The sequence below is a fragment of the Bradyrhizobium iriomotense genome, from assembly GCF_018130765.1.
In the GTDB taxonomy this organism is placed as follows: domain Bacteria; phylum Pseudomonadota; class Alphaproteobacteria; order Rhizobiales; family Xanthobacteraceae; genus Bradyrhizobium; species Bradyrhizobium iriomotense_A.
Window position 1 is genome coordinate 114,588 of record NZ_JAFCJZ010000026.1, and the last position, 11,390, is coordinate 125,977.

The 11,390-nt window shown below is 65.5% G+C and carries 10 protein-coding genes; 1 reads left to right on the top strand and 9 read right to left on the bottom strand.

From position 1 onward, the window contains the following. Window positions 1–30 precede the first annotated feature (30 nt). On the bottom strand, window positions 31–528 hold the full coding sequence (locus JQ635_RS33245; protein ID WP_211413996.1) for a hypothetical protein: 498 nt from the start codon (window positions 526–528) through the stop codon (window positions 31–33). A gap of 258 nt (window positions 529–786) precedes the next feature. Between JQ635_RS33245 and JQ635_RS33250 the strand changes: the two genes are divergently transcribed. Beyond that, a complete protein-coding gene (locus JQ635_RS33250; protein ID WP_211406421.1) occupies window positions 787–1,140 on the top strand; it encodes a GrlR family regulatory protein in 354 nt (117 codons plus the stop codon). On the opposite strand, the gene JQ635_RS33255 is transcribed toward JQ635_RS33250, so the two are convergent. The 8 genes from JQ635_RS33255 to JQ635_RS33290 all read right to left on the bottom strand — a co-directional run bounded on the left by JQ635_RS33255 (window position 1,141) and on the right by JQ635_RS33290 (window position 10,488). Next, the gene (locus tag JQ635_RS33255; protein ID WP_211413997.1) at window positions 1,141–3,828 is read right to left on the bottom strand and encodes a PAS domain S-box protein; all 2,688 of its coding nucleotides are present in this window, start codon (window positions 3,826–3,828) and stop codon (window positions 1,141–1,143) included. Between the two features lie 124 nt (window positions 3,829–3,952). Beyond that, on the bottom strand, window positions 3,953–4,867 hold the full coding sequence (locus JQ635_RS33260; RefSeq protein ID WP_211413998.1) for a DMT family transporter: 915 nt from the start codon (window positions 4,865–4,867) through the stop codon (window positions 3,953–3,955). A 79-nt stretch (window positions 4,868–4,946) separates the two neighbouring features. Then, complete coding sequence (locus tag JQ635_RS33265; protein ID WP_211413999.1) at window positions 4,947–5,741, bottom strand: NUDIX hydrolase; 795 nt, start codon at window positions 5,739–5,741, stop codon at window positions 4,947–4,949. 4 nt (window positions 5,742–5,745) lie between these two features. Next, on the bottom strand, window positions 5,746–6,699 hold the full coding sequence (locus JQ635_RS33270) for a dihydrodipicolinate synthase family protein (protein ID WP_211414000.1): 954 nt from the start codon (window positions 6,697–6,699) through the stop codon (window positions 5,746–5,748). A gap of 106 nt (window positions 6,700–6,805) precedes the next feature. Then, entirely contained in the window at window positions 6,806–7,684 is an 879-nt protein-coding gene (locus JQ635_RS33275) for an SDR family oxidoreductase (protein WP_211414001.1), read from the bottom strand. A 175-nt stretch (window positions 7,685–7,859) separates the two neighbouring features. Continuing rightward, complete coding sequence (locus JQ635_RS33280) at window positions 7,860–8,720, bottom strand: MaoC family dehydratase (RefSeq protein WP_211414002.1); 861 nt, start codon at window positions 8,718–8,720, stop codon at window positions 7,860–7,862. 221 nt (window positions 8,721–8,941) lie between these two features. After that, on the bottom strand, window positions 8,942–9,331 hold the full coding sequence (locus JQ635_RS33285) for a Zn-ribbon domain-containing OB-fold protein (RefSeq protein ID WP_211414003.1): 390 nt from the start codon (window positions 9,329–9,331) through the stop codon (window positions 8,942–8,944). Continuing rightward, entirely contained in the window at window positions 9,331–10,488 is a 1,158-nt protein-coding gene (locus tag JQ635_RS33290; protein WP_211414004.1) for a thiolase domain-containing protein, read from the bottom strand. The genes JQ635_RS33285 and JQ635_RS33290 overlap by 1 nt, the downstream gene beginning before the upstream one ends. Window positions 10,489–11,390: the final 902 nt, after the last annotated feature.

Below are 11,390 nucleotides of genomic sequence, written 5' to 3' on the forward strand. Positions count from 1 at the left end.
AGCGAGACCAGGCGGAGTGCCGCCTGGCGCTTATGTCATGCTTCCGGGCATGAAGCAGCGGATGGTGACGCCCATATAACCGTAGATCGGCCACACCATGGTGCGCCCCACCCGGTTCGGCTCCGAGATCACCGCTTCCTCGGGCACGTCGACCCAGACGAGTTCCTGTTGCTGGCCGTCAAGCACGTAGCCTAGGCGCGGGACGCGAACACGATAGTGTCCGTCCTTGCTCTCCCAGTCGGTATCCGAGAGCGCCGAACCGTCGGCATCGGAGCAGCATGGCCCCTTGCCGCTTCGCAGGCCGTCGAACCAGGCCTTCAAGTCGGCATTGGTATTGGCGAACTGGCCGCGGTCACGGGCGTGCCCGAAGGGGGTCGCGAGCCCAATCAAGGCGATGGCGCATGCCAGCCTCGTCACGCTTCGCCAGCGTGCCGCGCTGCCAATCCGCCGCCGTTCGTTTTTGCAAATCGTGGGACGCGCACTGTACAGACGCGGCTCATCGCCGCCGGAATCGATCCAGTTGCTCACGTTCGTCTTGCTCCAGCACCCCGCGGCCAGTGCAACAATGGTTATGCATTTCGCGGGCCAACTTGATTCGCAACGACTGGCCTCGCCCCATGATGAGACCGTCATATCGGCGTCACAGACAAGCCGGGACGAATACGGTCCGCGCGACAGAGGTACTTGCCGGCCGGCAAACTGCCGCGTTGCGCGAGGGGATGCGCTTTGGCATAAAAGCTGGACCGGTTACGCTATTGGGCGATGGCGGCCGGCCTACGGGACGTTATGAAGAACGGCCTCTATTCGATCCATGTCACGCTGCTCGACGGTCGAGTCGGCAAGGGCAGCGGCGTGATCCTTTTTCGCGACGGCAAGATCCTTGGCGGCGATGCCTACCTCTATTACACCGGCAGCTATGTGGTGAAGGACGACCGCACCTTCAAAGGCGAGGTGCTGGTGCAACGGCACACGTCGCCTCGGGGCGATGACAATCCGCTGTTCGGCGGCCCTGCCCCGGTCGGCATTGGCGTCAGCGGGACCTACACGGACACGCGCGCGGAGATGACGGGCACGGCGCTGGTCGGCAAGGCCAGTCTGATTTTCGGCGCCACGTTGCACAAGCTTGCGGAAGCGGACTAGCTATTCCGCGGCCTGCTCCAGCGGCGCCGTGCGCGGCAAGATCATCTGGATGCGCGTGCCGCCGCCCGGCTCAGAATCGAGATCGAGCCGGCCGCCGAGCCTGTTGGTGACGATGCTGTAGACGATGTGCAGGCCGAGGCCGGTGCCGCCCTGGTCACGTCTTGTCGTAAAAAACGGATCAAATGCGCGGCGTCGGACGTCGAGCGACATGCCGCAGCCATTGTCGGAGAAGAGGATCTCGACATTGTCCTTGCCGGACTCGCGCACCTGGATGTCGATCATCCCAGGCCGGCCGTCCGGGAAGGCGTGCGCGACCGAATTGAGGAACAGATTGGTCAGCACCTGCCCGTACGGCCCGGGATAGCTGTTCATGGTCAGATCCGGCTGGCACTCGACATTGAGGGTCAGGTTGTGCTTGCGCAGGCCCGGCCGCAGGCTCATCACCACCTGCTCGGTGAGGTCGCCGAGGTCGAAGGTGCGCTGGTCCGAATAGTTGCGGTCGGCGGCGACCTGCTTGAACGACTGGATCAGCTCGGCGGCACGGTTGAGATTGGAGACGAGCTGCGAGGACGCATCGCGGCTGGTGTTGAGGAAGTCGTTGAGCGTGGAGCGGCGAAGCTCGCCGCGTTCGACTTCGGACGAGAACATCGCGGTCTTGCGCTCCAGGGCGGAAGCGACCGTGAGACTGATGCCGACGGGATTGTTGACCTCGTGCGCGACGCCGGCGACGAGACGTCCGAGCGCAGCGAGCTTCTCCGCCTCGATCAGCGAGGCCTGGGTCTCGCGCAGATTGCGCAGCGCGGTCTCCGCCGATTCCTTGGCCTTGCGCATCTCCTGCTCGCCGCGCTTGCGCTCACCGATGTCGAGCGCCACCGTGACGATCCGCTCGATCTCGCCATCGGCATCGAGCAGCGGCAGCTTGTTGACCAGCCATTGCCGCATGTTGCCGGAGGCGTCCTTGTACTCCTCCTCGTAGAAGCCGAGCCCCTTGCGCAGCCTCAGCACGCGCTTGTCGTTCTCGTCGGTCTTGGCCGCGCCATAGCGCGACATCAGATCCGCGGTGGTGCGGCCGAGCGCGTCGCCGGGCTCGATGCCGAAGATGCCGGCCATGTAGCGGTTCATCAGCACATAGCGCAGGTCGCGGTCCTTGACGTTGATGACCGCGGGCACGGTGTCGATGACCTGCTGGAGCAGGCGCCGGCCTTCGGCGATGGCGTCTTCCGCCCGCTTCTGGTCGGTGATGTCGCGCAGCGTCCCCTCATAGCGGACGATGTTGCCCTGCTCGTCCCGCACGCCCGTGGCGCTGTCGGAGAGCCAGAGGATGTCGCCGCTGCGCTGGCGCACCTGGTATTCGAACTCGCGCACGATGCCGTCGCGCGCCATCAGCCGCTGGTATTCGTCGCGCGCCTCGGGATGGACGTAGATGGTGTGGGCGATGTCGTTGATGCTGTCGATCAGGTGCTGCGGGCTGTCATAGCCCATCATACGCGCCAGTGCCGGATTGGCATTGAGGAGGTCGCCGGCCGGCGTCGTGACGTAGATGCCGTCGACCGACCCCTCGAACAGCTTGCGATAGCTCTCTTCGGCCAGCCGCTGCTCGGTGAGCGCGCGCACCGCCGCCTCGCGCGCGGTGTCGGCCTCCTCCAGCGCGCGGCGGAACACTTCGGCCGCACGTGCGATGTCGCCGATCTCGTTGTCGAGATCGGCGGACGGGATCGAGGTGTCCTTCTGGCCCGCCGCAAGCGCGCGAATCGAGCGCGCGATCTGGGCGAGCGGGCGCACCGTGCGCCGTACCACGAAGCCCGCCGCGAGAATGCCGATCAGCACGCCGATGGAGCCGAGCACGATGCTCTGCCAGCGCGCCTCGGTCAGCGTGCGGGCGAAATCGCGCGACAGCACGTGGCCGCGCCTTGCGCTGACCTCGCGCAGCAATTCAGTGACGCGCCCGATCAGCCGGCCCTCGGTGCCCAGCACCTCGCGGTCGATGTCGGCGATCTGACGCTCGCGGACGGCGACCGCCATGATCGCCTCGGCATAATCGTTCACCGCCGCCTTGAGCTTGGGATCGGTGATATCCATCGCGCGCATGCCCTGCGCGGCCTGCTCGGCCGCCGACGGGTTGCGCGCGAGCAGGCCGAGCGCGATCCGGCTCTGCGCCTCGGACAGGCGGGAGGCGAGCTCGCGGTCGGCGGCGCCGGAGACCGCTGCGTCGAATTGCTCGCGCAGCGGCGGCAGGCCGGCGAGCAGCTGGGCGCGGCGGTCGATCAGCGTCGAGATCCGCTCGAGGCCATTGCGATAGGTCGCAAGCCGCTCGGTGACCCCGTCGATCATGTCCTGCTGCTCGGGCGCGAGCTCGATGCGGGTCTTTTTCAGGATGTCGCTGAGTGTCGAGGCCGCCTCGCCCACCTGCTTGAACTGGATGCCGGCGCCGGGATCGGTGACGAAATCGCGCGCGGCGAGCCGCAGCTCGTTCATGCGGCGGTCGATGTCCTCGGCGAGGTCGCCGACGCTCTGGAGCCGCTGCAACTCGGCGAAAGTCGTGTCGATGTGCCGGATCGCGATCACGCTCGCGGTCGAGGTGACGATGATCACCGCCAGCACCAGGATGAAGCTTCCGAACGTCAGTTGGCCGATGGACAGCGAAAAGATTCGCTTTTTCTCAGGGGGCGGCGTCAATTCGGCGGACATTGGTTGCGTTGAGGACCGGGCTATTGAAAGCCTAATATACGACGTATTGCGGGCCCGGGGGAACATGCCTCCCGCCGCAGAATATCCTTAATATCGCAGGTCTCGGCCCGCCCTCCGCACCGGATTATGACGTTTTGACGCTTGCCCGCCGCCCGGCCGGGATCGTCATGGCGGCGACGCCGAGAACGACGCAGGCAAGGCCTATCCAGGCGGTCCGGCTCAAGGCTTCGCCGAGGAAGGCGACGCTGATGGCGACCCCAATGGGGACGCGCAAATAGGCCTGCGCGGTGGTGCCGACCGAGCCCAGGGTCTGGATCAGGCGGAAGTAGATCGCAAACGCCGCGGCGGTCGAGAAGGTCGCCAGCGCGAGCAGCGCCAGCACGGAGCTGAGCGAGGGCGACAGCGTCCAGGGCTGCTCGACGAGCAGCGAGGCCGGGATCAGGACCGCCGCCCCCGCCAGCAGCGAGCCGGCCGCGGGCGCCATGGGATCGAGACCCTTGAAGCTGCGGCCGAAGATCGCGGCGCAGGCGTAGCAGATGGTGGCGGCGACGATCGCGGCTTCCGCAACGAGGCCGCTGCCGATGTCGTGGACGGCATCGACGCCGACGATCAGCAGGATGCCGGCCATGCCGGCAACCACGCCGAACAGTTTTCGCGGCGTCGTCGCCTCGTGGCGCGTGACGGCCGCGGTGAGCAGGAAGGTGAAAATCGGTCCGGCCGAGTTGAGGATGGTGGCGAGCGCGGCGTTGACATGGCGTTCGCCCCAGGCGATCAGCGTCCAGGGGATGACGCTGTTGAGCACGGCCTGGAACGCGAAGCGCTGCCAGGTCGCGACGTCCGTGGGCATCTTGATGCCGCGCGCCGACATGACGGCCAGCAGCATCAGGCCAGCGATCGCGGTGCGCGCCGCGATCAGGGTGATCGGCGGGATGGTGGCGACGCCGAGCTTGATGAAGGTGTAGGAGCCGCCCCAGAGTGTTGCGAGCGCGACCAGCAGCGCCAGCTCGACGGCGATGTTGACGTCCTGCCGGTTGTCCATTGTGCGTCCCGTCCATTCCACGATGGACGGAACCTAGCGCATCCGCGGTAGCCGATACTTCGCTGCATATCGAAGTGTATCAGCCGACGGCGCCGACCTCGAACACCTCGCCGTCATAGCCGGCCTCGCGGGGAATGCGGAGCTGGCGACCGGTCTCGGTCTTGGTCATGACCGGCATCACCGTAACGATCGACATGCCCTTGGCATGGTCGAGCGCGGACTTCACCGTCGGCTGCTTCGCCAGCCGGATCAGATTGCGTGTGGTCGGGAACGGCAGCTTGAAGCGGCCACTGTCACCGCCCTCCACTGCCTCGCGCGCAGAGACCCAGATCGAGTCGGTGGATTCGCGGCCGTCATGGGCGCCGAGCTGGTCGGGCGGTGCTGCCGCAAGGAAGAACCAGGTGTCGAAGCGCTTCGGCATGCCCTCCGGCGTGATCCAGTGCGCGTAAGGCACGAGCGTGTCGAGCGCGAGTTGGAGGCCGTTGTCGGCGAGGATGCTGAGGAAGCTGATCTTGTGCTCGTTCAGCGCGACGCGATGTTTGTCCGCGATCTCGCCGGCGCGCTGGGCATCAACAGGCGTGCCCGTGTCCCTGGACCGCGCCAGCAGGATGCCGCTCTCCTCGAACGTCTCGCGGATCGCGGCGATACGAAAACCGCGGTCCGCTTCGCTCAAGCCCTCGCCACCGGAATACAAGTCGGCGCGGGCGACGATCTCGTTGTCGCCGGCATCGACGCTGCCGCCGGGAAACACCAGCGCGCCCGAGTTGAACTCGATCTGATGATGGCGGACCATCATGAAGACCTCGACTTCCCTCGCGCCATCGCGCAGCAGGAGGATCGTCGACGCCGGGCGTGATGCTGATGTCTCGGCCATGCGACTAACCCGCGGCGCTGGATTGCGGGCCGAGATTGGCGCGCTTGTCGAAGCGGGCAACGCGCGACAGCAGATAGTCGACCTCGGCCTTCGCCGTTGCCGTCATCGTCGCGCCGGGCTTGCGCTGCGCGCTGGAGGCGATGATGCCGCGCTTCTGCAGCACGTATTTGCGCACAGTGAGGCCGACGCCGGGCTGCTGCTCGTAGCGGATCAGCGGCAGATGTGCGTCGAACAGATCATGCGCAGCATCGCGCTTGCCGGCCTTGGAGAGGTTCACGACGTCGATCAGGAGCTCCGGGAAGGCGTAGCCGGTCATGGCGCCGTCGGCACCGCGCTCCATCTCGAAGTCCAGGAACGTGCCGCCGTTGCCGCAGAGGATCGAGAGCGGACGCAGCGAGCCGTCCTTCTGGAAGCCGCGCAACGTCGAGATCTTCTCCAGGCCCGGCCAGTCCTCGTGCTTGAGCATCACGCAGTTCGGATTGTCCATGACGATCTTGCGGATCACGGCGGGGGTGAACACGACCTGCAAGGTGAGCGGATAGTCCTGGAGCACCCAGGGCACATCAGGGCCGATGGCTTCCGCCGCCTGCTTGAAATAGCCGACGATCTGGTCGTCGGTGCGAAGCGAGGGCGGCGGCGCGATCATGACGCCGGCCGCGCCCGCGTCCATCGAGGCCCTCGCCAGCGAGCGCATGGTGGCAAAGCCCGGCGCGGAGACGCCGACGATCACCTGCATCTTCTTGGCGCGCTTGACGTAGCGTACGGCCACCTGCTCGGCCTCGGCGGCGTCGAGCTTGGGGGCCTCGCCGAGGATGCCCAGCACCGTGACGCCGTCGCAGCCGACCTCCTCGTAGAAATCGGTCAGGCGGTCGATCGAGCGCTCGTCGATCCGGCCGTCATCGTGGAACGGTGTCGGCGCGATTGCGAAGGTGCCCTTGGCGTCGGCAGTCAGTTTCATCAGTCTCTCTCTCTTTCTCCGTCATTCCGGGGCGCGCGCAGCGCGAACCCGGAATCTCGAGGTTCCGGGTTCGGCTCTTCGAGCCGCCCCGGAACGACAACAATGGCTAAAACCTCCGTGCCCCCATCTTGATCTGCTCCTCGGAGAAGAAGATCTCCTTGGCGTGATCGACGACGTCCTGGGCCTTCCAGCCCGAGTGCGGCGGTTTCCAGCCTTCCATCTCCATCATCCGCATTTCGCGCACGCCGCGGGGCCCGGACACGCCCAGCACCTTGCCGGTCTGGTCGCCCGACAAGTCGCTGACCATGTATAGCACGGCCGGCGCGATGCCGTCCGGCCCCAGCGCCGCGCCGGGGTTCTCCTTATAGCGGGGCAGGTCTGCGGTCATGCGGGTCAGGGCCCCCGGGGCCAGCGTCCAGATCCGGATGTTGTATTTCCGCCCCTCGATCGCCAGCACATTGGACAGGCCCCAGATGCCGCCCTTGGCCGCGCCGTAATTGGTCTGCCCGAAATTGCCGATCAGGCCCGAGGTCGAGGAGGTGTTGACGATGACGCCCCCGCCATTTTCCCGCATCCAGCGAAACACCGGCATGGTGCAACAAAAGGTACCCTTCAGATGCACCTTGATGACCTTGTCCCAGTCGGCCTCCGAGGCCTTGACGAAGGTCTGGTCGCGCAGGATGCCGGCGTTGTTGACCAGGATGTCGGCGCGGCCGAAGTGCTTGATGGCGTCGTCGAACACCGACTGGCCGCCCTCCATGGCGGAGATATCGGCGCCGTTGGCAACCGCCTTGCCGCCCTCGGCCTTGATCGCGTCCACCACAAGCTGCGCCATGGACTTGTCGGCGCCGGAGCCGTCACGGGGACCGCCGAGATCGTTGACGACGACCGAAGCCCCTTCCCGCGCGAACAGCTTCGCGTAGGCCTCACCGAGCCCCCCGCCCGCGCCGGTGATCAGCGCAACCTTGCCGTCGAGTAGTCCCATGGTGGCTTCTCCCTGGTTGTTATTTTACCTCGCCCCGCTTGCGGGGAGAGGTCGATCGCGTAGCGATCGGGTGAGGGGGTACAGGTCTCACTACCGTCACGGCTCGCGGTGAGAGCCCCTCACCCCACCCTCTCCCCGCAAGAGCGGGGCGAGGGAGTGAAACGCCGGTGCCCGCCTAACCCAGCACCGTCTTGCCGTTCTTGATCACGGTGACGCCGCGCGACTTCACCTTGGCTTCGAACGAGATCGTGTTGCCGTCCTTCCAGAGGTCCATGGTCACGGTCTCACCGGGATAGACCGGGGAAGAGAACCGCGCGACGTGCTGGCGGAAGGCGCTCGCGTCGTAGTCGGCATAGGTCTGCAGCACGCCGCGGCAGGTGATGCCGTAGGTGCACATGCCGTGCAGGATCGGGCGCGGGAAGCCGGCCTTCTTGGCGAACTCGGGATCGGAGTGCAGCGGGTTGCGATCGCCGCAGAGGCGATAGACCAGCGCCTGATCCGGGCGCGTGACGATGTCGATGGTCTTGTCCGGGCTGCGCGTGGGGATCTTGTGCGGATCGGGCTGGGTCAGGTTCGGCCCGCCGAAGCCGCCATCGCCACGGGCGAAGCGCGAAGCGACCAGCGTCGCCAGCTTCTCGCCCTTCTCGTTCTTGAGCACGGTCTGATGGCTGATGACGACGCCCTTGTCCTTGCCCTTGTCGTAGACCTCGAGCACGGAGGAGTCGGCGGTGATGTTGGCGGCCACCGGCAGCGGCTGGTGGAAGGTGATGTCGCGCTCGCCATCGACCACCATCACGCGGTTGAGATTCATCTCGCCCGGACCCGAGCCCCAGGCGGCAACGGAGGCAAAGGTCGGCACCACCTTCAGCGGTCGCGGTGTCAGCGTGCCCTCGTTGACGAAGGCGAGCTCGTTCTCGTCCATCGGATCGGCGCCAAGGCCGATGCCGTAGGCGTAGAGCATGACCTCGCGATCGGTATAGGCATATTTCTGGCCGAGGTTTTTCAGGCCTTTGAGCTCTTCGTATCTGGCGGACATGTTGTTTGTCTTCCTCTCGAGTTTCTCATCCGCAGGCGGCGATGCCCGTTAATGTGCCCTCTCCCCTTGTGGGAGAGGGCAGCACCGCACTTGCAACAAACTCACTCGGGTGAGGGGTTGGCTCCGCAGTGACACTTCTCGTGTGGAGAGAGACCCCTCACCCGGCAGCCTTCGGCTGCCACCCTCTCCCACAAGGGGAGAGGGTTACATCTTGCTTCGTGTCAGACAGGCGTGAAGAACGGCAGCGGGGCGCCGTCGGTCGGCTTGAACACCACCTTCACCTTCTGGCCGATCTTGAGCTTTCCCAGATCGCAGTCGACGAAATTGGTCTGCACCGACGGCCCCTCCTTCAGCGTGACGTAGCCGATCGCGTAAGGACCGGTCGGCGATTTCCGCATCAGGCTCCAGGTGTAGATCGTGCCCTCGCCGGAAGCCTGCTCCCACACCGTCTTGTCGGAGTAGCAGAACGGGCAGATCGAGCGCGGGAAGTAATGCGCTTCGCCGCACGCCGTGCAGCGCTTGATCATGAACTTACCCTGCTTGGCGGCGTCCCAGAACGCGGCGGTCTCGGGGTTCGTCACCGGGGCCGGATATTTTTTCGCTTCGCTCATCACACGCGCTCCAGAATGGCCGTCGAGGCGGCGTGGCGGACGCCGAGAAGGCCGCCGGTGCCGTGGGCGATGGCGAGATCGCAATTTTTCACCTGCACCTTCGGATGCGCCTCGCCGCGCAGCTGCCTGACGGCCTCGATGATCTTGGTCATGCCGCCGCGATTGACGGGATGGTTGCTGCAGAGGCCGCCGCCGTCGGTGTTGAATGGCAGCTTGCCGACGCCAGAGATCAGGTTGCCGTCGGCGACGAACTTGCCGCCCTCGCCCTTCTTGCAGAAGCCGAGGTCTTCGAGCTGCATCAGCACCGTGATGGTGAAGCTGTCGTAGATCGAAGCGTATTTGATGTCCTTCGGCGTGATGCCGGCTTCGTCGAACGCGCGCGGGCCGGACCAGACACCGGCCGAGTAAGTAAGATCGAGATCCTTGCCGCCGCGCGGACCCTTCATGGCTTCGCCATGACCGATCAGGCGCACGAGAGGCTTCTTCAGGCTCTTCGCGATCTCCGGCGTCGTCACGATCAGCGCGCCGCCGCCGTCGGAGACGACGCAGCAATCCATGCGATGCAAGGGATCGGAGATCATCGGCGAGTTCAGGACGTCCTCGACGGTGACGACGTCCTTGAGCATCGCATGCGGATTGTATTGCGCATGGTGCGAAGCCGCGACTTTGATCCAGGCGAGCTGCTCGCTGGTGGTGCCATAGTCGTGCATGTGGCGCATGGCACACATGCCATAGGCATTGTGCGTGGTTGCGCCGTAAGCGGACTCGAAATCGACCTCGGCGCCGGCCGCGCGCGGCGGCATGACGCCGGTGCGCGGCTTGCCGGCGAGCGTAACCAGCGCGATCGAACACTTGCCCGCGGCGATCGCCTCGGCGGCATGGCCGAGATGGATGATGTAGGAGCAGCCGCCGGTCTCGGTGGAATCGACGTGGCGAAGCTTCTTGGTGTTCAGGCCGAGATAATCGACCATCGGCCAGGCACCGCCAGGCGCATCGCCCGCGCAGAAATAGCCGTCGACATCGTCCTTGCTGATCCCGGCGTCCTCGATCGCGCCCTTGGCGACCTCGGCGTGGAGCTGGGCGGTGGATTTGTCCGGCGCATGCCGGGTCGGGTGTTCAAAAATCCCGGCAATGTAGGCCTTGCCCTTGATGGTCAAAACAGAGGTCTCCGCTCGCGTTTCTTCTTGGCTCTTTTTTCTGAACCGCACCGGCCAGATTGGCAAGCGCGGAAATATTCCGTCGGGCGAGAGGGTAGCGGGTTGGCGCAAGTGGGGTGATGCTCTCGTGTCCCGGACGCGCTGCAACGCCTTAGCGTTGCTGCGCAGAGCCGGGACCCATGAGGCCGCGGACTCGGTGCAACATGGGCCCCCGCTCTGCAGCGCACCACCATAGCGCGTCGAAGACGCGCGTAGACGCGCTGTTGGCGCTGCGCAGCGTCCGGGGCACGAGACTTTGCCTCGCAGACACACCCCCGCATCCTCGCGGCATGTTTCGCCCGAGCTTTGCTTCCGTCCGGCTCCCTCCGGAAACAGAGGGCGCAGGGAAGACCGGGTGCCGGCTGGGCACCCACGGTCCGCTGTGCGCGAATGCGCGAAGAACAGATGCACAGCGGCATACAGGTGAAGCCAAACATCCGGCCTTCCCTGCGCAGTGGCTTTACGGCTTATGTCGCGCTCTCCCCGGGGAGCGATGCACTATTGCCCCCGTCGCCTTGCGAGTGACCGCAAGACTTGACGCACAGACCCCGGGCGTCAGGACCACACGATTTTGCCGTACGCGAGACCGCGCCCGTCGTGCACGCGAGACAATCCCTCGTGCGACGCAGCCCGCGTCCACCGCCGCTCACCCCGCGTTTCGTGACGATCGCGATACGCCCCTCTGACTGGGATGAGGTGGCGGAGGAGTACGACAATTCCGAATTTCGGTAGAGTGGAATATTTGTACGGATATGGATTGACCCACGGCATGGGTGTTTTGCCCGACGAGGCTGGGCAAGAATGTTGCTTTTTGGGAGTTGATGTAGGATTCGTCTTATGGCGAATCGCACTTTCAAGACCGG

What these genes read in the sequence shown, in the direction of transcription:
- JQ635_RS33250 (WP_211406421.1), top strand. Translation starts at nt 787, where the DNA reads ATGAAGAACGGCCTCTATTCGATCCATGTCACGCTGCTCGACGGTCGA.
- JQ635_RS33255 (WP_211413997.1), bottom strand. Translation starts at nt 3,828, where the DNA reads ATGTCCGCCGAATTGACGCCGCCCCCTGAGAAAAAGCGAATCTTTTCG.
- JQ635_RS33260 (WP_211413998.1), bottom strand. Translation starts at nt 4,867, where the DNA reads ATGGACAACCGGCAGGACGTCAACATCGCCGTCGAGCTGGCGCTGCTG.
- JQ635_RS33265 (WP_211413999.1), bottom strand. Translation starts at nt 5,741, where the DNA reads ATGGCCGAGACATCAGCATCACGCCCGGCGTCGACGATCCTCCTGCTG.
- JQ635_RS33270 (WP_211414000.1), bottom strand. Translation starts at nt 6,699, where the DNA reads ATGAAACTGACTGCCGACGCCAAGGGCACCTTCGCAATCGCGCCGACA.
- JQ635_RS33275 (WP_211414001.1), bottom strand. Translation starts at nt 7,684, where the DNA reads ATGGGACTACTCGACGGCAAGGTTGCGCTGATCACCGGCGCGGGCGGG.
- JQ635_RS33280 (WP_211414002.1), bottom strand. Translation starts at nt 8,720, where the DNA reads ATGTCCGCCAGATACGAAGAGCTCAAAGGCCTGAAAAACCTCGGCCAG.
- JQ635_RS33285 (WP_211414003.1), bottom strand. Translation starts at nt 9,331, where the DNA reads ATGAGCGAAGCGAAAAAATATCCGGCCCCGGTGACGAACCCCGAGACC.